The organism is Exiguobacterium sp. s145 (assembly GCF_018618835.1).
Taxonomy (GTDB): domain Bacteria; phylum Bacillota; class Bacilli; order Exiguobacteriales; family Exiguobacteriaceae; genus Exiguobacterium_A; species Exiguobacterium_A artemiae.
The window spans coordinates 1-22,796 of sequence record NZ_JACSMV010000009.1 but is presented as its reverse complement, the minus strand read 5'-3'; the positions used below and the strand labels follow the sequence as shown (position 1 = coordinate 22,796).

Annotated in this window: 24 protein-coding genes and 1 riboswitch; of the genes, 17 read left to right on the top strand and 7 right to left on the bottom strand. The window is 48.3% G+C overall.

The window, feature by feature from the left end; translation table 11 throughout:
• Positions 1-48 precede the first annotated feature (48 nt).
• From KNQ07_RS08775 to KNQ07_RS08765, 3 genes are read left to right on the top strand one after another with little or no spacing between them, the layout of a single operon-like run.
• Positions 49-1,482 carry a leucyl aminopeptidase gene (locus KNQ07_RS08775; RefSeq protein WP_012371173.1) on the top strand — a complete coding sequence of 478 codons (1,434 nt, stop codon included), beginning with the start codon at positions 49-51 and terminating at the stop codon, positions 1,480-1,482.
• Complete coding sequence (locus KNQ07_RS08770) at positions 1,479-1,649, top strand: hypothetical protein (RefSeq protein ID WP_214766138.1); 171 nt, start codon at positions 1,479-1,481, stop codon at positions 1,647-1,649. The genes KNQ07_RS08775 and KNQ07_RS08770 overlap by 4 nt, the downstream gene beginning before the upstream one ends.
• Positions 1,630-2,298 (top strand): DUF429 domain-containing protein, encoded by a 669-nt coding sequence (locus KNQ07_RS08765; protein WP_214766136.1) that lies wholly within the window; start codon positions 1,630-1,632, stop codon positions 2,296-2,298. Before KNQ07_RS08770 ends, KNQ07_RS08765 begins: the two co-directional genes overlap by 20 nt.
• Here KNQ07_RS08765 and ytvI read toward each other — a convergent pair.
• Positions 2,282-3,406, bottom strand: coding sequence for a sporulation integral membrane protein YtvI (gene ytvI / locus KNQ07_RS08760; protein ID WP_214766134.1), 1,125 nt, complete (start codon positions 3,404-3,406; stop codon positions 2,282-2,284). The genes KNQ07_RS08765 and ytvI overlap by 17 nt on opposite strands.
• Before the next feature lie 84 nt (positions 3,407-3,490).
• Here ytvI and KNQ07_RS08755 point away from each other — a divergent pair, with 84 nt between their 5' ends.
• Positions 3,491-3,676: a hypothetical protein gene (locus tag KNQ07_RS08755; RefSeq protein ID WP_214766132.1), complete on the top strand. Its 186-nt coding sequence runs from the start codon at positions 3,491-3,493 to the stop codon at positions 3,674-3,676.
• Positions 3,642-4,532, top strand: a complete 891-nt coding sequence (locus tag KNQ07_RS08750; RefSeq protein WP_251139511.1) for a MazG nucleotide pyrophosphohydrolase domain-containing protein — start codon at positions 3,642-3,644, stop codon at positions 4,530-4,532. The genes KNQ07_RS08755 and KNQ07_RS08750 overlap by 35 nt, the downstream gene beginning before the upstream one ends.
• Before the next feature lie 47 nt (positions 4,533-4,579).
• Here KNQ07_RS08750 and KNQ07_RS08745 read toward each other — a convergent pair whose 3' ends face one another.
• From KNQ07_RS08745 to KNQ07_RS08725, 5 genes are read right to left on the bottom strand one after another with little or no spacing between them, the layout of a single operon-like run.
• Positions 4,580-5,770, bottom strand: coding sequence for an aminotransferase (locus KNQ07_RS08745; protein WP_214766130.1), 1,191 nt, complete (start codon positions 5,768-5,770; stop codon positions 4,580-4,582).
• Complete coding sequence (locus KNQ07_RS08740; RefSeq protein WP_214766128.1) at positions 5,767-6,270, bottom strand: Lrp/AsnC family transcriptional regulator; 504 nt, start codon at positions 6,268-6,270, stop codon at positions 5,767-5,769. Before KNQ07_RS08740 ends, KNQ07_RS08745 begins: the two co-directional genes overlap by 4 nt.
• Positions 6,270-7,064, bottom strand: a complete 795-nt coding sequence (locus KNQ07_RS08735; RefSeq protein WP_214766126.1) for a glycosyltransferase family 2 protein — start codon at positions 7,062-7,064, stop codon at positions 6,270-6,272. The genes KNQ07_RS08740 and KNQ07_RS08735 overlap by 1 nt, the downstream gene beginning before the upstream one ends.
• Positions 7,065-7,122: 58 nt before the next feature.
• Positions 7,123-7,362, bottom strand: coding sequence for a NifU N-terminal domain-containing protein (locus KNQ07_RS08730; RefSeq protein WP_026827667.1), 240 nt, complete (start codon positions 7,360-7,362; stop codon positions 7,123-7,125).
• 13 nt (positions 7,363-7,375) lie between these two features.
• Positions 7,376-7,609, bottom strand: a complete 234-nt coding sequence (locus KNQ07_RS08725; protein ID WP_214766124.1) for a DUF1871 family protein — start codon at positions 7,607-7,609, stop codon at positions 7,376-7,378.
• Positions 7,610-7,926: 317 nt separating this feature from the next.
• Between KNQ07_RS08725 and KNQ07_RS08720 the strand changes: the two genes are divergently transcribed.
• From KNQ07_RS08720 to KNQ07_RS08680, 9 genes are all read left to right on the top strand, one after another.
• Positions 7,927-10,152: a ribonucleoside-diphosphate reductase subunit alpha gene (locus KNQ07_RS08720; RefSeq protein WP_251135978.1), complete on the top strand. Its 2,226-nt coding sequence runs from the start codon at positions 7,927-7,929 to the stop codon at positions 10,150-10,152.
• Between the two features lie 18 nt (positions 10,153-10,170).
• Complete coding sequence (locus KNQ07_RS08715; RefSeq protein ID WP_012371162.1) at positions 10,171-10,659, top strand: flavodoxin domain-containing protein; 489 nt, start codon at positions 10,171-10,173, stop codon at positions 10,657-10,659.
• Positions 10,628-11,671, top strand: a complete 1,044-nt coding sequence (locus KNQ07_RS08710; RefSeq protein ID WP_012371161.1) for a ribonucleotide-diphosphate reductase subunit beta — start codon at positions 10,628-10,630, stop codon at positions 11,669-11,671. Before KNQ07_RS08715 ends, KNQ07_RS08710 begins: the two co-directional genes overlap by 32 nt.
• Positions 11,672-12,046: 375 nt before the next feature.
• Positions 12,047-12,439: a S1 domain-containing post-transcriptional regulator GSP13 gene (gene yugI, locus KNQ07_RS08705; protein ID WP_214766120.1), complete on the top strand. Its 393-nt coding sequence runs from the start codon at positions 12,047-12,049 to the stop codon at positions 12,437-12,439.
• Between the two features lie 125 nt (positions 12,440-12,564).
• The gene (locus KNQ07_RS08700; protein ID WP_214766118.1) at positions 12,565-13,731 is read left to right on the top strand and encodes an iron-containing alcohol dehydrogenase; all 1,167 of its coding nucleotides are present in this window, start codon (positions 12,565-12,567) and stop codon (positions 13,729-13,731) included.
• 112 nt (positions 13,732-13,843) lie between these two features.
• Entirely contained in the window at positions 13,844-15,193 is a 1,350-nt protein-coding gene (locus KNQ07_RS08695) for a glucose-6-phosphate isomerase (RefSeq protein ID WP_012371157.1), read from the top strand.
• A gap of 131 nt (positions 15,194-15,324) precedes the next feature.
• Entirely contained in the window at positions 15,325-15,798 is a 474-nt protein-coding gene (gene ytkD / locus KNQ07_RS08690; RefSeq protein ID WP_012371156.1) for an RNA deprotection pyrophosphohydrolase, read from the top strand.
• Positions 15,770-16,513 (top strand): alpha/beta hydrolase family protein, encoded by a 744-nt coding sequence (locus KNQ07_RS08685; protein ID WP_012371155.1) that lies wholly within the window; start codon positions 15,770-15,772, stop codon positions 16,511-16,513. The genes ytkD and KNQ07_RS08685 overlap by 29 nt, the downstream gene beginning before the upstream one ends.
• A 167-nt stretch (positions 16,514-16,680) precedes the next feature.
• Positions 16,681-17,934: an EAL and HDOD domain-containing protein gene (locus tag KNQ07_RS08680; RefSeq protein ID WP_214766116.1), complete on the top strand. Its 1,254-nt coding sequence runs from the start codon at positions 16,681-16,683 to the stop codon at positions 17,932-17,934.
• Between the two features lie 56 nt (positions 17,935-17,990).
• Here KNQ07_RS08680 and pckA read toward each other — a convergent pair whose 3' ends face one another.
• Positions 17,991-19,559, bottom strand: a complete 1,569-nt coding sequence (pckA, locus tag KNQ07_RS08675; protein WP_214766114.1) for a phosphoenolpyruvate carboxykinase (ATP) — start codon at positions 19,557-19,559, stop codon at positions 17,991-17,993.
• A 232-nt stretch (positions 19,560-19,791) separates the two neighbouring features.
• Positions 19,792-19,918: riboswitch (SAM riboswitch) on the top strand.
• Positions 19,919-20,045: 127 nt separating this feature from the next.
• Here pckA and metK point away from each other — a divergent pair.
• The 3 genes from metK to KNQ07_RS08660 all read left to right on the top strand — a co-directional run bounded on the left by metK (position 20,046) and on the right by KNQ07_RS08660 (position 22,673).
• Positions 20,046-21,254, top strand: coding sequence for a methionine adenosyltransferase (gene metK, locus KNQ07_RS08670; protein WP_012371152.1), 1,209 nt, complete (start codon positions 20,046-20,048; stop codon positions 21,252-21,254).
• 145 nt (positions 21,255-21,399) lie between these two features.
• Positions 21,400-21,885, top strand: a complete 486-nt coding sequence (locus tag KNQ07_RS08665; RefSeq protein ID WP_114595197.1) for a GNAT family N-acetyltransferase — start codon at positions 21,400-21,402, stop codon at positions 21,883-21,885.
• Positions 21,886-21,968: 83 nt separating this feature from the next.
• Entirely contained in the window at positions 21,969-22,673 is a 705-nt protein-coding gene (locus tag KNQ07_RS08660; protein ID WP_012371150.1) for an alpha/beta fold hydrolase, read from the top strand.
• Positions 22,674-22,796: the final 123 nt, after the last annotated feature.

Here is a 22,796-nt window from a genome sequence, read left to right as displayed (position 1 = left end):
AGATCAAACGCTTCATACTTATACCTATCACTAAAGGGGGATTTGAATATGCGATGGAATCAAGTAGATCCACAAGCTCATGTCGAAGTACTCGTTGTCGGTATTTCAGGAAACCAGCCGGTTGAGGAACGGATCCGGTCACTATATCCGGATCGTTTGGATGAATGGGTACGCCGCGGGGATATCTCAACGAAACAAGGAGAACTCCGTTTGCTGCCGACACTGACGGGAACGGTGGAACGAGTGTTGTTCGTCGGTCTTGGCAAGGCGGAAGGACTTACGACGGACGGTCTGCGCCGGTTATTCGGAAAAGCGGCTCAGTTCCTGAAGGCACGCCAGCTGTCCAAAGTAACGATTGACGCGACGACCTTCCCGGATCAACCGGTCGAACTGATTGCCGAGACGTTTGGCTTATCTACATATGAAGTCAAACATTACAAAACCAACACCCGTGCGACATATGATCTGGATGTAACAATCTGGTCAGACGCCGGCGAACAGGCGGTCGAACGTGGAGCGGCACTCGCACAAGCGACGAATCTCGCGCGTCGCCTTGTCACGATGCCCGGAAACTTATTGACGGCACCGGCTTTGGCAGATGAAGCCCGCTTTATTGCCGAGCGTCACGGGCATGAGTTGAAGATTCTTGAAAAAGCCGACATGGAAGCACTCGGAATGGGCGCATTGCTTGCGGTCAATCAAGGATCAACAATTCCACCGAAGCTGATTGTCCTTGAATACAAAGGAGCAGGCGACGACGCTCCGATTGCAGTCGTCGGAAAAGGAGTGACGTTCGATACCGGCGGTTACTCGATTAAACCAAAAGACGGGATTGTCGGGATGAAAGGGGATATGGGGGGAGCGGCAGCCGTCCTCGGATTATTCGAAGCGCTCGGTCACCTAAAACCGAACGTCAATGTCCTCGGTGTCATTCCGGCGACGGATAACATGATTTCCGGTGACGCCTTCAAACCGGATGATGTCATCACGTCGATGGCAGGGAAAACAATTGAAATTCTGAATACGGATGCAGAAGGACGACTTGTCCTCGCAGACGCTGTCACCTATGCGAAAGAATATAAACCGAAGATGATCATTGATCTTGCTACGCTGACAGGCGGAGTGTTAGTGGCACTCGGGACAGAAATTACCGGCGCCTTGACGAATGATGCCGGTCTGTACGAACGATTCGAAGCCGTAACAAAAGAGACGAATGAGATGGTCTGGCAGATGCCGTACGTCGATCAGTTCATCAAGCAAGTCCGCCGCTCGGATGTCGCCGACTTAAACAATTCACCGGGACGAATGGGACATATGATTTTCGGTGGTGCGTTCGTTGGTGAATTTGTGGGCGACACACCATGGCTCCACCTTGATATCGCGGGGACGTCCGAACAGAAAGCCGCGACGGAGCTCGGTCCAAAAGGGGCGACCGGTGTCATGGTCCGCAGTCTCTATCATTTCGTCGAACGCGAAAAATGATGCGCCTAAACAGTGTCCTCGTGTTGGTAACGATCATCAGTATTGTTTGGTACCTGGATTCACGGGAACAGATTCCTTTAGCAGCAGCGACTTTCTTCGGCGTCTTTACGATATTATCGCTGCTCAAGAGTCTGCGGGAGAAGTCCAATGGACGTCACCGGAATTGATGCGGCAAAAGCCGGATGGGTCGCCGTTTCGATTAAAGACGGTCAGTTTTCCTGGACCGTCGCTTCATCGCTCGACGAAATCGAATGCGGGACCCGGACCTATATCGACATGCCGGTCGGACTGGAAGAAAACACACGGCGGGCGGTCGACCGGTTACTACGGGAAGAATTGAAGCCCGGCCGGACGAGCAGCGTCTTTAACGCCCCATTACGCACTGCACTTGAACAACCGGACTATCACACAGCAAACGACTATTCGAAGCAGCACGCAGGTTTCGGTTTATCGAAACAAGCCTGGTACCTGTTGCCGAAAATCGAGCAGGTCCGGACCCATTACCAACCGGGTTGGGTCGAATCCCATCCGGAAGTCTGTTTTGCCCGTTTGACAGGTCATCCGGCACGTCACAGTAAACGGACGGTCGAGGGAGTGGCGGAACGGATTGCACTGTTGCAACGGTATGCTTGTCCGGCTTACTGGGAACTCAACGTGCGTGGTGTCGCGACGGACGATTGGATCGATGCTTGTCTGCTTGCGATTGCGGCAACGTTACCGGCGGTTTATTTGCCGGCTGATTGCCCCGTTGATATAACCGGATTTCCCTTATATGCAGCTTTACCAAAAAAGATCACCTTCACCGAAACGGTGTAGGTGATCCTTTGATAAAGTCCCAAAGATAATGAAAGATTTGAGCGTTGTGCAGTGCTTTAATGATGACCGCAATCAAGGGGCCTAAAATTAATCCGAAGACACCGAATACCTGAATGCCGACAAACAAGGCGATCAAAGCGGTGATCGGTTGGATACCGATATTATCGCCGACGATTTTAGGTTCCATGATATTGCGTTGTAAGATGACGATTGCATAAAGGATAGCGAGACCGATGGCGAGACCCGTATCTCCCGTAATGATGGAATAGGCAATCCAAGGCAAGAAGACGGAGCCGGTTCCAAGATAGGGCAGGATATCAAAAAATGCCGCGATAAAGGCGATGGCAAACGGATGCTCGACTCCGATGATCAACAGTCCAATCAGGACGATGAAAAAGGTGATCGTAATCAATGTCAGTTGCGCTTTAATATAACCGAATAAAGCAGATCGGAGACTCGTGACGACCGATTCGGCCCGGGCGAACCACGGCAACATCTCGTATTTTTTCAATCGTAGCTCATACCGGTGCCAGTCTTTGGAAATGAAGAACCAGGCGAGCAAGACGATGACTAAAATCAACGCGATGGACGGCAGTGTGGCTAAAACTGTCTGCAACATCCCGGCGACGTTTTTCGAGCCTTCACCGATGGCACTGGCGAGTGAACTGCCGAGTGACTGGATACTGTTTTGGACCGTGTTTTGTTGTGACGGTTCAAGCGACCGGAGGGCTTCCGACGCGTCGTTCCAAATCGGGGCCAGCTTTTCATTGTAGAGTTTTTGGAAATAAAGACTCAGCTCCTGGATTTGTGCCGGCAACTGATTGGCGACAAATACAAGTCCACGAATCAACTGCATGATGATCAGGACGAGTGAGCCGATTAACAAACCGCTCATTAAAATGATCGACAGCAGAGCGCCCCAACCGCGGTTGATTCGAAGCCGCTTTTGAAAAAAGTCGACGAGCGGCCGACTGAATAAAGCCAGTAAAAAAGCAAAGACGAACGGGTACATGAAAGAAGACAAGCGAACGATCAGCCAACCGGTGAAAAAGATGGCAAGGATGACGCCAATGAAACGGGCTATTTGCCATAAACGTTCAGTCGACATAAGCAACACCTCTTACTATGTATGTAATGTCATCATCATATCATGTTTGTCAGACGAACGTATCATTCAAAAGGAGGAATTCAGATGAAACGAAAAGAAATGGGAGTACTCGTCTCACTCGCCGTTGCAAGCGGGCTTGCTGTCCGGGAATGGCGTAAGAATCAACAGTTTGCCAAACGATTTAAGGAACAATCGGAAGACCGGATCGTGAAGGGAATGGCGGAGGTGCAGGACGATGCAGGAGATGATTCTTCTTCAGCAAAAGGTTGATGAAACGATTCGGGCGCTTGGCGGATACTTTCGTCCCTTGTCTGGACTAGCCCGTTTGATTGAGGAAGTCGGTGAAGTGGGGGAAGCGCTCGAAACCAGAGATGAGTCGGCGTTTCAGGCGGAACTGGTGGATGTCCTGATGATCTCGACTTGTCTTGCGAATCAATACGTGACGGATTTGGCACATCAGCATCAACAGCTCAAGACGATGGAAGACGAGGGGCAAGGTTCTTTTTACCGCCTTGTTCATGAAGCAGGGCAGGTCGCCCGTGTCATGAACGGATATGAAGGTGACAAGCCGCCGAAACAGACGGAAGATATCATTCCGATCGGGATGTCGCTTGCCCGTCTCCAGCGTGAACTGTTCCGATTGGCCCGTCCACTCGGAATCAATCTTCTGCAGGAAATCGATCGCACAAACGAAAAAAATTTAAATCGTGACCGCAAACGGTTTGCGTTAACACGTGATCCGGTGACGGAAGCGACGATTGATCATTTCCGGAGTGCGACCGGTAATACGGAACGTCTCTGGGGAGCACCGGCTTATGAAAGTGATCTCGCACTTGAGGCGCACATTCAAGCAGCTTTACCGTCGCTCCGCCGGTTCCTCCGCTGCGCCCGGATCGAAGACATTGCCGGATTCGTCATCGAAGCTCCGATGGAGCGGACGGACAGTTTACGGAGCGTCAAAGATCAAGCGGATGAAATCGGCCGGATCGTTAAAGAGCAGACACCGTTGTCGTTTAAAGAGGCGCCGTACCGGATTGATGTCTACGCACCGCAACTGGGGCCGGTGTCACCGTATCATGCGGAAGATGATCACCGGATGTTCCTTGTGCTGCATGTCGATGAGTAAATCAAAAAACGTCCATTCCAGTCGGAACGGACGTTTTTTTGCGTGGATTATCTTGAAGGATTAGATAATTCGACTTGCTTTTGGTTCAAGTGTTGCATGAAACGGTTGATTCGGTGAATCGCCTGCTGGAGCTGTTCAATCGAACTGGCATAACTAGCCCGGACATAACCTTCACCGCTTGCGCCGAAGACAGAACCGGGGACGACCGCAACGCGTTCCGCGAGTAACAGTTGTTCTGCGAACTCTTCGCTCGTCAAACCCGTCCCGCCGATATACGGGAAGGCATAAAATGCTCCGCCCGGCGAATGCGTCGGCAATCCGGCATCGTTGAGCGCCTTGACGAAGTAGTTCCGGCGTTGGCGGTAACTGCGGACCATATCCGGAACGGTCTTGTGACGCGAGCGTAACGCTTCGATTCCGGCAAACTGAACGAGCGTCGGGGCACACATCATCCCGTACTGATGGACTTTAAGCATCGCCTGGCTGATCGCGGGAGGGGCACAGGTGAAACCGAGCCGCCAACCGGTCATTGCAAAGGCTTTAGAGAATCCGTTGATGACAATCGTCCGCTCCCGCATGTCAGGGAGAGTCGCAAAACAGGTCGGCTCGTCTTCATACGAAAGTTCGGCGTAGATTTCATCGCTGATGACATAAAGATCATGTTTCTTCGCGAGTAACGCAAGATCGGCCAATTGATCGCGTGTCATGACGGAACCGGTTGGATTCGACGGGAAACAAAAGATGATGGCTTTTGTCCGCTCTGTCATGACGGCTTCAATCGTTTCCGGCTGAATCGTAAACCCGTCCTCTGCGCGACAGGCTGCCGCGACCGGAATACCGCCCGCCAGTTCAATCAACGGAGCATAGGAGACGAAGGCAGGTTCAACGACGATGACTTCATCTCCCGGATTAATCAAGGTCCGAAAGGCCAAATCCAGTCCTTCCGACGCACCGGTCGTGACGATGATTTCGTCTGAGACCCGGTAATCGATTGAAAATTTTTCTTGCATGTACAACTTGATCTCTTGGCGTAATTCGACTAATCCGGCATTGGCACTGTACGCCGTATACCCTTGTTCGAGCGCGGCGAAGCTGGCTTCCCGAACGTTCCAAGGCGTAACGAAATCGGGTTCACCGACACCAAGCGAGATAACATCTTCCATCGAACCGGCCAAATCGAAAAATCGCCGGATGCCGGAGGGCGCCAACCGTTCGACACGTTCAGATAAATGTTTCATGGAGACACCTTCAATCGTTTGTCCTCATCATCCTGGCTGAATAAAACACCGTCATGTTTATACGTTTTCAGACGGAAGTGTGTTGTCGTCGAAATCACGGAATCGAGTGTCGATAATTTTTCCGAGACGAACTGTGAGACTTCCTGCAGTGATTTTCCATCGAGGACGACTTGTAAATCGTAGGCTCCCGACATCAGGTAGAGTGACGTTACTTCCGGGAAACGGTGAATCCGTTCTGCGACCTCATCAAAACCGCGTCCCCGTTTCGGCGTCACTTTAACATCGATAAAGGCGGTCACACCGTGGTGGGCGTGGATTTTTTGCCAGTCGATGACGGCTGTATAACCGAGCAGGACACCGTCTTGTTTAAATGTTTCGAGTGAGGATAACACCTCATCCTCTGTCAAATTAAGCATTTGAGCGGCCAGGACAGGATCGACCGGTCCGTTCTGTGTCAATAATTCAAGTAGTTCCAGTTGTTTGTCTGTATACATAATCATCACTCGCTTTCTGTCAGGCAACCATTGAACGTCCGGCGTGTCTCGCGCAGGCGCGAGCGGCGTTCCTCTTGCACGATGTGGAAATTTTTCATATCAGTTGTCGGAAGATGATGCTTCTCGACGAGACGGTCGAAATAGACGCGGCGCGATGCATCCTGCTTCGCCGATTGGTGGTTACCCGAAGGATTAAACGCATACAGGACGGTCGCCCGGGCCGGGTGCAGAACGAGATGATCCTGCCCGACACGTAAAATCCAGTCCCAGTCCCAATAGTTGAAGACGTCTTCGTCAAATAAACCAAGCTCTTCGTGAAGCGACTTCCGGTAAAGTGAACCGGACGGGATATAAGTCGAATCCTCTTTCATCGCTTCCCGGTCATACGGATAAGCGAACGGTTCCGTTGTTTTGACGACACGATGATCCTGTTGCCATTCGTAGGTGAACAGTTCCGCATCGACGTACGTTAAGTCCGCTCCGACTTCGAGATCGCCGACGGCTTCTTCGATATGTGAAGGTAACAATAAATCATCATCGTCGTGGAGAAGAATATACCTTCCGTTTGCTAACGAGACACCGTGGTTTCGTGCCCGGACATGGTGATTTTCCGGCAAATCAATTGCCGTAATCGTCAGCTTGTCCTGAAAATCGGCAACGACGGAAGTCATCGGCTCTCCATTATTGTTCAAGATGATGACTTCAAAATCCTGATAGATTTGTTTGGTCAGTGCGGTCAGTGCTTCGCGCAACTCACGCAACCGGTTATATGTGGGGATGATGACTGAGACCATCGGCATTTAAGTCGTCTCCTTAGAACAAAGACACCCTTGAAATTCAGGTGTCCTTGTGAGATATTTACATTTTTTCTTCGATTGTCGGAAGTAAGTCATTCCATTCAGCGTCAGCTTCTTTTGTGACGGTGACGAAATCACCGTATGCAAATAGATTATCGATGCCGTCAATCGTGATGAGTGATGCGAGCAAAGCGTCTTCCGGTGTATCCCCTTTTTTGACGCTGGTGCTCTTGGCACCGAAGCGGTCTCCGTCGAGGGTGATTTTTACTGAGTTCGGGTTAGGCGTGTAATCAACTTGCATAATCAGTCTCCTTTCAAAGTTCACACGAATCTTCACATAAAAGTAAGTTCGTTGCGAGTAAAATCAATTCCTGCTGATCCGGTCTTTCATCAAAAGATTCTTCAAAAACGATCCCGATTGCTTCCGCAAGCGGGCTTATTTGATCATGAACCGTCAGTAAGCTTAGTATAGCAGACATTTCCGTCGGATAATTTCCTTCTCCTAGGTGAAATGGATCATATTTTTTTAAAAGTTCTTCTGAACTCATAATCAATAAAACTCCTTATCTCAATATATCTCAAAAGGCGGTAATCCGCCTTTTCAAATTTGTTTGACCTGATTTTCAATGCAAGGGGTTATTTTTTAGTCATTCAGTGATAACCTATATCTTGTAGATAAATAGGTTTAAAAATGCCTGAAACGTCTATATATAGAGTGAGGATTAAAATGTTCTTTCTATATGTAGGGCGTCTTTTTTTAGTTTAGCGCATTTTTTACGGTAACGGAACCTATTTTAAAGTTAGAGAATGGGAGTGGTTCATAGTGGCATCTCCACTGAATACAGCACGCATCTATCAAGGTGCAATGACAATAGAAGATGTATATACGGTGATCCGTCAGATTACGGCAGCGTACTCAGAGCTCGACGTCGAACGTTATACAGAACGGGCGATTCGGGCACTCGAAGGGAAGACGTTACAGGCGGATCAAGTCTATGAACTCTTAACAATGCATGCACTTGACATGTTAAAGGCAGAGGAACCGAATTGGACATTCGTTGCGACAGCAACGTACTTGAACCGGTTGTATCTGGAAGCAAGTGAAAATCGCGGCTACGCAGCGGACGAACGATACGGTTCACTTTATCACTTGATTGAAAAATTAACGGAGATTGGTATTTTTACGCCACACCTCTTAGAAACATATACGAAAGAAGAAGTCGAAGAACTTGCGGCATCGATTGATCCGTCACGTGATCATCTGTTCACGTATATCGGACTCCGGACATTATCCGACCGTTACTTAGCGCGCGACCACGTCAAAAAATTATACGAATTGCCGCAGGAACGTTTCATGATCATCGCCATGACACTCATGCAGACAGAACCGAAAGAGCGCCGGATCGAGCTCGTCAAAGAGTCTTACTGGGCACTGTCGAACCTCTACATGACGGTTGCGACACCGACTTTATCAAACGCCGGTAAATCATACGGCCAACTGTCTTCATGCTTCATCGACACGGTCGATGATTCGCTTCGGGGCATCTATGATTCCAACACCGATGTCGCGACGCTCTCAAAAGGCGGCGGCGGAATCGGCGTCTACATGGGGAAAATCCGGTCACGCGGATCGGATATCAAAGGCTTTAAAGGCGTATCGAGCGGTGTCATTCCGTGGATGAAACAATTAAACAATACAGCAGTCAGTGTCGATCAGCTTGGTATGCGCCAAGGTTCGATTGCTGTTTACCTCGATATCTGGCATAAAGACATCCTTGAGTTCCTTGATGCGAAATTAAATAACGGGGACGAGCGGTTACGGACACACGATTTGTTCACAGGCGTCAGCTTACCGGACCATTTCATGCGGACGGTCGAAGCACGCGGCGACTGGTACTTGTTTGACCCGCACGAAATTCGGACCGTCATGGGCTTCAGCCTTGAAGATTCGTTTGACGAAACGGAACAAGGTGGCAGTTTCACGGAAAAATATACAGCCTGTGTCAACGAACCGCGTCTGAGCCGGACGAAAGTACCGGCGATCGATCTCGTCAAACGTTATATGCGTTCGCAGCTTGAAACGGGTACACCGTACATGTTCTTCCGCGATGCGGTGAACCGTGCCAACCCAAATAAACATGCGGGAATGATTTACTCGTCCAACCTCTGTTCGGAAATCATGCAAAACATGAGTCCGACGACGGTGACGGAAGAGTACACGGAAGACGGCAAAATCATCATCACGAAAACACCGGGCGATTTTGTTGTCTGTAACTTGTCTTCGATCGCACTCGCACGTGCAGTCCGTGAAAATGTGCTCGAACGGTTGATTCCGATTCAGATGCGGATGCTCGATAACGTCATCGATCTCAATACGATCGACGTACCGCAAGCACAGATCACGAACCAAAAATACCGTGCCGTCGGTCTCGGGACATTCGGCTGGCACCATCTGCTCGCTCTCGAAGGCATCCGCTGGGAGTCGGTCGAGGCCGTCCAGTACGCCGACCGTCTTTATGAAAAAATCGCCTATTTGACGATTGACGCGTCGATGCAACTGGCGAAAGAAAAAGGGGCTTACCGTCTCTTTGAAGGATCGGAGTGGCAGACCGGGGAATACATTGCCCGCCGTCACTACAAAACAACGCCTGAACTGAACTGGGATCGTCTACAGGCAGATATCACAGCACATGGTATGCGGAATGCCTATCTGATGGCGGTCGCACCGAACTCGTCGACGGCGATCATCGCCGGCAGTACAGCGTCGATTGATCCGATTTACAAGAAAGTTTACGCGGAAGAAAAGAAAAACTACAAGATTCCGGTCACAGTGCCCGATTTAACACCGGAAACGAACTGGTTCTATAAATCAGCGTTTGAGATTGATCAACTCTGGAGCATTCGTCAAAATGCCTCACGTCAACGTCATATTGACCAAGCGATCAGTTTTAATCTCTACGTTAAAAACAGCGTCAAAGCAAAAGAGTTACTCGAGATGCACATGGAAGCATGGCAACTCGGGATGAAGACGATTTACTACACACGTTCGACGACTGTCGAAATCGATGAATGTGAGTCGTGTTCATCATAAGAGAAGGAGGACGATATCATGAAGGCAGCAATCGTATATGCGTCAATGAGCGGAAATACAGAGGAGGTTGCGGAACTGATTGCAAAAGCATGTTCCGAAATGCAGGTCGAACCGACGATGATCTTTGCCGATGATGTGACGACGTATCAGCTGGTCCCTTATGATATCGTCTATTTTGGTTCTTACACATGGGGAGACGGACAACTGCCGGATGAGATGCGGGATTGTCTGAAGGTCGTCTTAAAAGAAAGCCCGCACGCGATTCCGCAGGCGGCTGTCTTCGGGACGGGCGATAAGATGTTCGTCAAATATTGCCGTGCCGTCGATGAGATGGCGTACCATCTCGCGAAGTTCGGGGTTCCGCTCGCAGGTGAATTACTCAAAATCGAACAATCGCCGCGTAACCGACCGCATGCGGTCAAAGAGTGGACACGTCGAACACTACTGCAATTACAGCAAGAGGGAGCCGAACAACATGGAACAACTACAAAAAATCAAACTGCTTGATGCCCGACACCCGAATCGCGCGACCGCGATCATCGGCGGGGAAACAAGCTCAATCGTCAATTGGAACGACATTGCGTATCCGCAGTTCTATTCCATCTATAAACAGCTGTTATCGAACTTCTGGATTCCGGATGAGATTTCAATGTCAAAAGACATGCAACAATGGAATCAATTAAGCGAGCGGGAACAGGATGCCTTCAAACGCATCATCGGCTTATTGTCGATTCTCGACTCCGTCCAGACCCGTTATATTTTGGAGTCGGCGATGTTCACATCGGACGCGTCAATTCATGCGATTCTCGCGATTGTCGCCCAACAGGAAGTCGTTCATAACCAATCTTACAGCTATGTGCTGTCGAGTCTTGTCCCACTGTCGGAGCAGAACAGGATTTTCGACATCGCGAAAGACGACGATATGGTCATGAAACGAAATGCCTTCATTTTGGATCTGTATGAAGATTTCCAAAACGACCGGACACCGGAAAACTTTGCGAAGTCACTGGTGGCCTCGATCGTTCTTGAAGGAATCAACTTCTATTCCGGATTTGCTTTCTTCTATAACTTGGCGCGCCATCAGAAAATGGTCGGAACGTCGACGATGATCAGTTATATCCAGCGTGACGAACTGCAACACTCATACTTCATCAGTCAGCTGTTGCGTGCCGTCTTGACAGAACATCCGGATATCGACGCCGACGGTTCATTCACGAAATTTGTCTACGCGACATTCGAGCGTGCCGTTGATCTTGAAATCGAGTGGAGCGAATACGTGTTACGTGACTTGGACGGACTTGATGTCAGCGAAATGCGTGACTATGTCAAATACCTCGCCAACAAGCGTCTCCGTGTCATCGGACTTGACGATTTGTATGAAGGACATGATGAAGACGTCATGCCATGGATCCGCGCCTATTCCGACGACTCGATGAATGCGACGAAATCCGATTTCTTCGAGCAAAAATCGCGCTCGTATGCAAAAGTAACGGATGCAAACGGATTTGATGATTTGTAAGTCTGTAAACGGACAGAAATTTTGATTGCTTCACCATGCAATTTCCTTTACGCTAGGACAGGTGAGGTCATGCTCGACTCCTGCGGAAAACAAGCCGATCTGACCCTGGAAGATGCACTGCATCTGAAGCGGCAGGATGACTTGTCAGCGGAAAGCGAGCAGACCGAATCGGTCCTTTTTGAGTTGAAAAGTAAGAAGAAACAAAAAAAGGGCCGGACTCAAAAAGTCCGGCAGAATCAGGGGGAATACTTGAAGTCTTGCTACTAATTTGTTCCCTCGTAAAATAAAAAATAAACAATTTGAAAAATATTTTTTACCATCCGTAAAAAGTATGTTATTATAAGTTGATGAATTTAGTTAGGGAGTGTATAAACTATGGCAAACTTTGAAAAAGACCAAATCGTTACTGGTAAAGTAACTGGTATTCAAAATTTTGGTGCTTTCGTAGCACTTGACGAGCAAACACAAGGTCTCGTCCACATCTCAGAAATCTCACACGATTACGTAAAAGATATCAACGATTACGTAAAAGTTGGCGATGAAGTAACTGTTAAAGTTCTCGACATCGACGAAGCTAACAAAAAAATGAAGCTTTCGATCAAAGCAACACAAGAAGCTCCAAAACGCGAAGCACGCGCTAAAGGCCCACGCAAAAACGCTGGCCGTCGCGATGCGGGTCCTGCTTTCAAACAAGAAGAAGCTCCTGGCTTCAACGTGTTAAAAGGCAAATTGGAAGAATGGATTGAAAAATCAAACTTCCAAAAATAAGATTTTGAAAGGGAATCGACATCGGTCGGTTCTCTTTTTTTGCGTTATAAGCATTAAAATAGATGGAAAAGGGGAATGTGTGGATAATGTAAGGTGTTCATTACTTATCAAGGGGGCAACACACAATGGAAAACTTCGAATATCGTAATCCAACGAAACTTATTTTTGGTGACGGTCAAGTCAGCAAAATTACAGACGAATTGAAAGCTTTAGATGCTAAAAAAGTCATGCTCGTATTTGGCGGCGGCAGTATTAAACGCAACGGTGTTTATGATGACGTGACACGCGAACTGAGTGCGGCAGGGATCGAATACGTTGAATGCGACGGCGTCGAACCAAACCCGCGTATTGAAACAGCGGAACGCGGTATTAAAATCGCACGTGAAGCTGGCGTTGACGCATTGCTTGCACTAGGTGGCGGTTCAGTCATCGACTGTACGAAACTGATTGCTGCCGGTATCCCGTACGAAGGCGAAGCATGGGATCTCGTCATCGGGAAAGCAACACCAAAAACGGTCATCCCGTTCGGAACAGTCTTGACGCTTGCTGCAACAGGTTCAGAAATGAATTCAGGCTCGGTCATCACGAACTGGAAGACACAAGAAAAATACGGTTGGGGCAGCCCGTTAACATTCCCGACGTTCTCAGTCCTTGATCCGAAGTACACAGTCAGTGTACCGAAAGACCAAACGATTTACGGAATCGTCGATATGATGAGTCATTGCCTTGAGCAATACTTCCATACGGCACATGCACCTGTTCAAGAACGGATGACGGAAGGCGTCATGAAAGCGGTCGTCGAAGTAGCACCGAAACTCGTCAACGATCTTGAGAACGTTGAACTCCGCGGTACCATCCTGTTTGCCGGTACGATGGCACTCAATGGTGTCCTGCAAATGGGCGCACGCGGTGACTGGGCGTCACACAACATTGAGCATGCGGTTTCAGCTGTTCATGATATCCCGCACGCAGGTGGTCTGGCGATTCTCTTCCCGAACTGGATGCGTCATGTCCTCGACGAGTCAAACGCACACCGTTTCGTCACGCTCGGTGAAAATGTCTTTGACGTTGATACGACTGGTAAATCAGAAATGGAAGCAGCACACGCTACAATCGATGCCATCAGTGCGTTCTGGACGTCACTCGGTGCTCCAAACCGTCTTGCAGATTACGACATCAAAGAAGATACAGTCGACTCAATCGTAAAATCAGCAATGACACGCGGAGACTTCGGTAACTTCAAATCACTTGGCAACGAAGATGTCCGCCAAATCGTAACAGCGGCTTTGTAAGCGCCATAACATTTGCTAATCTTTTCACAAAAGACTTGAACGACCTTCCTTCTTGCGTTTTAATGAAAAGGAAGGTCGCATTTGTTTGCGAATGAATAAGGAGGACGAGTGAATGACAACGGTACGTTTTGATTATTCGAAGGCCCTACAATTCGTAGGACAACATGAAGTAGACTATATGGCGGATACGGTAAAAACATTACACGGAGCAATCCATAACGGCACAGGTGCCGGCAGTGATTTCTTAGGATGGGTCGATTTACCGACAAACTATGACAAAGCGGAATTTGAAAAAATTCAGGCAGCAGCTGAAAAAATCAAGTCGGATTCAGACGTCTTGTTGGTCGTCGGAATCGGCGGATCGTATCTTGGTGCACGTGCTGCAATCGAGATGCTGGGTCATTCGTTCCACAACTTATTGTCAAAAGAAGAGCGGAAAGCTCCGCAAATCATTTATGCTGGACATAACATTTCTTCGACGTACTTACACGATTTGTTCCAAGTACTTGAAGGAAAAGATGTGTCGGTCAACATCATCTCGAAATCAGGCACGACGACAGAACCGGCGATTTCGTTCCGTCTGTTAAAAACGTTCATGGAAGACAAGTACGGTAAAGCGGGTGCGAAAGACCGGATTTACGCAACGACGGATAAAGCACGCGGCGCTTTGAAAACACTTGCGGACTCGGAAGGATACCAGACATTTGTGATCCCGGATGACGTCGGAGGTCGTTTCTCTGTCTTGACACCGGTTGGTCTGTTGCCGATCGCAGCAGCCGGCATTTCGATCGAAGAGTTGATGGCAGGTGCACGTGATGCCCAGGTTCAGTTCTCAAACGAGAACTTGGCGGAAAACGAAGCGTACCAGTACGCAGTCGTCCGGAACGCATTATACGCTAAAGGGAAAACGATCGAGTTGCTCGTCAACTACGAACCGGCCTTACACTATGTGTCCGAGTGGTGGAAACAGTTGTACGGAGAGTCAGAAGGAAAAGACTTCAAAGGAATCTTCCCGGCTGCCGTCGACTTCTCAACGGATCTTCACTCGATGGGACAATATGTCCAGGAAGGACGTCGTGATTTGTTCGAAACAGTTATTAAAGTCGGACAAGCGCGTCATGCATTAACGATTGAAAAAGACGCCCAGGATCTCGACGGTTTAAACTTCCTGGAAGGAAAATCGATTCAATTCGTCAACGACAAGGCAGCGGAAGGAACGTTGCTTGCCCACACAGATGGACAAGTTCCGAACTTGACGGTCGAATTGCCTGAGATGACACCGTATCATCTCGGATTCTTGTTCTACTTCTTCGAAAAAGCATGTGCCATGAGTGGATACCTGCTTGGTGTGAACCCGTTCGATCAGCCGGGAGTTGAAGCGTACAAGAAAAACATGTTTGCCTTACTCGGTAAACCTGGATTTGAAGCAGAAAAAGCAGAGCTTGAAGCTCGCTTGAAATAAGCATCCGGACATCTCTCGATTCAGAGGGATGTCTTTTTTTGTCATTCTGGCAAATTCCTACGCACTTTCACTTTTAGAATGCTTTCGAAACAGGTAAAGTGAAGAGAGAAGAAGAAATGAGGTGCACGCACGTGATTACGTTTTTAGATTATTATCAAAATCGGGTTGAACTGAGTTTTGAAGACCATCCGTTTTCAGTCCATCCGCTTCATGTCTGGGTCATTGCCGTGTACGAAGGGAAATGGTTACTGACGCATCACAAGCAACGGGGATATGAGTTTCCGGGTGGAAAAGTCGAGCCGGGGGAGACGGCGGAGGAAGCCGCATACCGGGAAGTCATGGAAGAGACAGGGGGACGTATCGAACGTCTCCAGTACATCGGACAATACCGGGTCGAGGGGCGAGGGGACACGATCATCAAGAATATCTACTTCGCTCAAATCGAATCACTGGTTCCACACCTGGCTGTCGATGAGACGGACGGAGCCTATTTACTAGACGATATCCCGAAACGTTTAGATACGAACCGCCAATACAGCTTCATGATGAAGGACCGTGTCCTTCCGGAGACTCTTCGTGTACTCGCCGAACGCCGATTGGTTTGAGCTCCCGCGGCAGGGACCGTTCCGCACCTTTCGGGTCTTTTATGAAACATCCGACGGGGAACGGGTCGGAGCGTATGTGATCCTGCCGGTTCATGCGAACGGGCAAGGTCTTTTGTATTTACGTGGTGGGACACGTAATATCGGCATGGTTCGGCCGACCCGCTTAATGCAGTTCGCGCAAGCCGGTTATCTCGTCATGGCTCCTTTTTACCGCGGTAATCTAGGAGGGACGGGGAAAGAAGACTTCGGACACCGGGATATCCTCGACGCCATCAGTGCGTTTGATTGGCTCGATCAATATGTCGAGCGGACATCGGTCTTCGGTTTTTCCCGTGGCGGACAGATGGCGCTTTTACTTGCGCACCATCGTGAAGTCGCCCGGACGGTTTCATGGGCCGGTGTAACGAATCTGACTTGGACGTATGAAGAACAACAGACGATGCGAAAAATGCTCAGACGGTTTACGGGAGGAGTTCCGCAACAACAGTTGCAGGCATACCGTGTCCGGTCGCCATTGTATTTTCCGCCTCAAGGGGAAATCTTGCTGATTCACGGATTATATGATCAAAATGTCCGACTGCGTCATGCGACGAACTATGCGGCCCGTTATCCGGAACAGACCCGCTTGATCATCTATCAGTACGCGCATCAATTTCCAATCCATCAAAAAATGCTTGTGACGAAACAAGTCATTGATTGGATGTTATCTGAATAGAAAAGACTTACAAAACATCTTGATGCCTTGCATTGAGATGTTTTTTTCTCCAAATGATAGGAACATTGATATGTTTTAAAAAAGAGATTTTTTAAGGGAAAACGATATTTGGTATACTAGAACATATAAAATAAGCCAGATTAACGGATTTAGAAGGGATATATGAGATGGAAATCTTACTTGCGCGACAACCGATTGTAGACCGGTTTGGTTCGATTGACGCTTTTGAGCTGCTCTATCGTTCCGTTGAAACACCTGCAGTGTTTGATGGTGACTTGGCGACGATGGATGTGTTGACGAATACACTGATTCATCTCGGAGTAGACCGTGTAGCAGAAGGAAAACGATTATTCATTAATTTCACAGGCGATCTGTTGCAGTCTGAACTGATTGATCATCTGGATCCGACTCAATTCGTGATTGAAGTATTGGAGACGGTTCAGATCGATGAGATGATGCTCCAGACGCTGCAAAAATGGAAAGAAGCCGGCTTCGTCCTGGCGCTTGATGATTTCGTAACGGATTTGTTGCGTCACCACGGTCCGGAGCTGTTTGATTTGATTGATTTGATAAAAATTGATATCGAAGCCATCAATCCACGCGAACAAAGTGCAATCTTACATATTTTAAAACGGAACTATCCGCATATCCGCTTTTTGGCTGAACGGGTTGAAACACACGAGGACCACACGCGAAGCCTTGCGATGGGGTATGACTGGTTCCAAGGATACTTTTACGCCAAACCGATGCTGATGAAAGGAAAGGCCGTTCCTCCGCAAGTGCCTGTCCTGTTGAAAATGTTGAAGTGGCTTGATACGGATGACCATTATGATGACGTCGTGGATGAAATCGAGGGCAATCCTTACATCAGTGTGCAAGTACTGCAATTGATCAACTCTCCGGGCATCGGTCTTCGGAACATGGTCAGTTCCGTCCGTCAAGCAATTTCCTTGCTGGGCTTTTCCCAACTGAAGAGCTGGATTTCGTTGATCGTCTTGCGTGAGATGAAACTAGCGAGTCCGTATCAATGGTCGGACGAATTATTGCGTTCATCCTTGCATTGCGCAAAACTATGCGAACTGTTTGCGACGGAAACGAAGACACTGAAAGCAGAAAGTGCCTACATGATCGGCTTACTGTCACACATCGATGCCTTGCTTTCCGTGGATATCGGTGAAATCATCGATCAGCTTCCGATTGAACCGGCTTTGAAAAATGTCTTGCAAGGGGAAGATCACCCGTTTCGCGATTGCCTGTTGCTTGCGATCAGCGCAGACCGGGGCGAGTTTGAACGGTTTGAGATGCTCAGTAATCGGTTCGGGATTATGAAGCACCGGGCTTATGAGTTACTGAAAGAGAGTCAAGTTTGGCTTGCGCAAAAGGAACTCCATTTAAAAGACAAAACCGATTCAATCGTCTAACAGAAAAAGGTTGAGCATCCGTTACGGAGCTCAACCTTTTTTGTATCAGTATGATGTTAGACACGAGGACCGGCTGATTTGATGGCATCGGTCGCACTTTCGAAACGCGCGAAGTTCTGTGTGAACTTTTGTGCGAGTGCAGTCGCTTGTTGTTCGTAATCGGATGGATTTGCCCAAACTTTTACCGGATTGAGCAGGTCAGTCGGAACACCAGGTACTTCAATCGGCATATGCAGACCGAAAATCGGATGTTCTTCTGTCGGGATGTCTGCAAGCAGACCGTTGACGGCCGCATTGACCATCGTTCGTGTATAGGAGAGTTTCATCCGGCTTCCTGTACCGTAAGCGCCGCCGGTCCAGCCTGTGTTGACGAGATAGACTGTGACACCGTGACGATCAATCAGTTCCCCGAGCATCGTCGCATATTTTTCCGGAATCAACGGCAGGAATGGTGAACCGAAGCACGTCGAGAATGTGGCTTCCGGTTCTGTAACGCCGCGCTCCGTTCCAGCCAGTTTTGATGTGTAGCCGGATAAGAAGTGATACATCGCTTGTTCTTTCGTCAGTTTACTGATTGGAGGCAAGACACCATAGGCATCCGCCGTCAGAAAGACAATCGTTTTCGGGTGACCGGCGCGTGACGGAATGGCGATGTTGTCGATTGCTGTAATCGGGTAAGCGGCACGTGTATTTTCAGTCAATGAAGTATCATCATAATCCGGAATCCGCGCATCATCGAGGACGACATTTTCAAGAACGGTTCCGAAGCGGATCGCATCAAAGATTTGTGGTTCTTTTTCGCGTGACAGATTAACTGTTTTCGCATAGCAGCCACCTTCGATGTTGAAGACACCGTCATGAGACCAACCGTGTTCATCGTCACCGATTAATTGGCGACTGTCATCAGCAGACAGCGTGGTCTTACCAGTTCCTGAGAGTCCGAAGAATAAGGCGACATCGCCGTCGTGTCCGACGTTTGCTGAACAGTGCATCGACAAGACTTCTTGTTGGGGTAAAAGATAGTTCATGACAGAGAAAATTGATTTTTTGATTTCTCCGGCATACTCCGTTCCGCCAATCAAGACGATCCGGTGTTCGAATGACATCGCGATGAAGGTCTCGGAGTTTGTGCCGTCAACCGCCGGATCCGCTTTAAAATGTGGTGCGTAGACGACCGTAAACGGTTCAAAGGCTGCAACCGTAGGATATTCACGTAAAAACAGCTGTTTCGCAAACAAATTATGCCAAGCATATTCGGTTACGACGCGCACTGGAAGGGTGAAATGCGTATCGGCACCAGCAGCAGCTTCTGTGTAGTAGAGTTGATCTGCTTCGTTCATATAACGAAGAACTTTTTGTAACAGTTGCTCGAATTTGTCCGACTCCATCGGTTGATTGACATGACCCCAATCGATATGCATCTCACATGAGTCATCACGGACGATGAACTTGTCTTTCGGTGAACGACCTGTAAATTTCCCCGTTTCTACAGACAAAGCACCATTTTCTGCAAGAACTCCTTCTTTGTTGCGAATTGCATGTTCGACTAGTTCAGCAACAGACAGTTGTTTGAACACATGCTCCTTCTTGAGTAGTTCTTCGATATTCAGGACCGTCATCGGCATCCTGACCCCACCTTTCCCCTACGTTGGTTTTGGCTCTACTATTAGTATGACACATTTATTATATATGACATACTAATGATAGAGCAATCATTTTCATGCGCTGATTTCTATTTATCTGGAAACGCTTTCAGCATTAACAGTTTAACATCTCTCCCGAAATTTTTCGACTAGAAATTAAAACGTTGCTTGACAGAGTGAGCACAAGTTTATATCATGTAATTCGTAACGGATACTCTTATTCTGAGCAGGTGGAGGGAACAAGGCCCGAAGAAACCCGGCAACCGTCTTATATTAATTTCATCATTAATGTAGGAAAAGGTGCTCTCCTGAAGCGAAGTAAACACTTCGAACGATAAGAGGGTAAAGGAAGAACGCACAACCTTTCCCTGACCATTTTTGGACATGGAAAGGTTTTTTTCATTTTACCGTCCCACTCAACTAGGGGAAATGAGTACACCGTCAAATTCTTTTTTGGGAGGGTCAAACATGACAAACCTTAATCGCCGACTGTTTACGTCGGAATCAGTAACAGAAGGTCACCCGGATAAAATCTGTGACCAGATTTCGGATTCAATTTTGGATGCAATTCTTGCAGCCGATCCAAACGCACGTGTTGCGGCAGAAACTTCTGTCACGACAGGACTCGTATTAGTAGCAGGAGAAATCACGACATCAACTTACGTGGATATCCCGAAAGTCGTTCGTGAAACGATTCGCGAAATTGGCTATACACGCGCTAAATACGGTTTCGATGCAGACACTTGTGCTGTATTGACATCAATCGATGAGCAGTCAGCAGACATCGCTCTCGGTGTTGACCAAGCGCTTGAAGCACGCGAAGGAAACATGTCAGATGAAGAAATCGATGCAATCGGAGCAGGAGACCAAGGTCTGATGTTCGGTTATGCAACGAAAGAAACACCTGAACTCATGCCACTTCCGATCTCACTTTCACACAAACTGGCTCGTCGTCTTGCAGAAGTTCGTAAAAACGGACAACTCGATTACCTCCGTCCGGATGGTAAGACGCAAGTCACGGTTGAATACAATGAGAACAATGAACCTGTTCGCGTTGATACAATCGTCATCTCAACACAACATGCAGAAGAAGTGACGCTTGAGCAAATCCAAGCTGATCTGAAAGAACATGTCATCGCACCGGTCATTCCGACTGAGTACATCGATGCCGATACAAAATTCTTCATCAACCCAACTGGTCGTTTCGTCATCGGCGGACCACAAGGTGATGCTGGATTAACAGGCCGTAAAATCATCGTTGATACGTATGGCGGATATGCACGTCACGGCGGTGGAGCTTTCTCTGGTAAAGATCCAACGAAAGTCGACCGTTCAGCTGCTTACGCAGCGCGTTACGTCGCGAAGAACCTCGTAGCTGCAGGTCTTGCAGACAAAGCGGAAGTTCAACTCGCGTACGCAATCGGTGTCGCACATCCGGTATCAATCGCGGTGGATACATTCGGTACAGGAAAACTTCCTGAAGCACAACTGGTTGAACTGGTTGCTGAAAACTTCGATCTTCGTCCGGCTGGAATCATCAACATGCTTGATCTCCGTCGTCCGATCTATCGTCAGACAGCAGCTTATGGTCACTTCGGTCGTACAGACATCGAGTTACCATGGGAGCAGACAGATAAAGCCGCTACTCTTGAAGAGCAGGCAAAACGTTTCGCATAATTCATTGTTCAGAAACATCCTTCTAAAGGGTGTTTCTGAACTTTTTTTGTTTCTCCTGAACTTTGCAGGGATACGACTGAAATTTCTAGAAAAGGGTAAAAGAACATGAGTCTGTATTCTGTAAAAGGAAAAGGGGGATTTCGGTATGGAGATACGCGAAGCGGTTCCGGCTGATGCAGCACGCATTCATGATATTGCGCTCACGTCTTGGATGGACACATATGAGGAAATCTATTCAGAACGCTCGAAAGCCCATTTCGTTCAAGAAGCGTACCCGCAGGAAGAAGTGGTCCGGGCGATTCGGACAGCGGAGGAAGCACGTGGAGAATATTTCAACGTCGGACTGATTGACGGGGAAATCGTCGGCTTCATTCACGCGATTGATGTTGATGGAACGTGGGAAATCGTCCGATTGTATGTCTTGCCGAAATACCAACAAAACGGGATCGGACGCCGGTTGATCCGAGAACTGGAATTGCAGGGAGCCTCTCCGATCGAAGTGTATGTCGAATCCCGGAACTATAAAGCCCGCCACTTTTTAACGTCGTACGGATTCAAGGAAATCAGCGAGACGACAGAGGAAGTCTTCGGACAAGTGGAACCTGTGACGCGTCTGCAACGTATATATTAAAGAAATGGAATCCGACTTAAGGCGGTTTGGCTGGAGTCGGATTTGTTGCATACTAAACAGATATCGAATGAAGAGGTGAGTTTGTGGTAGAACAACCAACCGGAGTGATCGTTCTTGTATATCCACTCCAATTACGTGCTCGGCCGAGTGAGGCGCTGATTCGCGTATTAGAACGCGAATACGAAGTTCTCCTGGTTGACGCACCCCGTCGTGTATCGTTTGAAGAACATCAACAGCTGTTAAAAGAAGCATTACGCGAAGCCGGTAAACGAAAATTACCGATTCACATCATTGCCTGCAGTATGGGGGCACTTGTCGTCAATCGGCTGCTTCAAGAATATGAGTTGCCGATGGCGAGCCTGACATTCATCTCGCCGTTATTTGATTGGCACAACTCGAAGCAACTAGGCGGCGTCAAACAAGTGTTTGCAAGTGCTTTCGACCGGTTCCGTCCGGATGCTCCGCTCGGCACATTGCCGTTCGGACAGAACAATGAGGATGCTGCACGTCTCGGTGAATTGACGTATGCGGAATATCGCGAGATTGAAGAAGAAATCGTCATCCATGACGAAGAACGTAAGAAACTGCCGCGGGTCCATCTCGCTTGTTTTTATGCACCGGATGATCAGTTCGCCGACGTCAAGTTGACGCTTGAAGTGTGCCGGAAGATGGGCGGAGACCAGATTTATCTGCAACGTCTGCACGGTTTCCCGCACTTCAGTTTTGAACGTTTGAATACGCGGTTTGCTGAAAAGCTATTGCTGTTTCTAAAGATGGTGGAAGATTAAACGGCAACAAGAAAAAGAGGAATCCGGATAGCATTGAACTGCTCCCCGTCAAGTAGACAGGATAAATAATAAAAATCTTTTAAACGGCTTGAGCTCTGTATTCTAATGGAGCCAAGCCGTTTA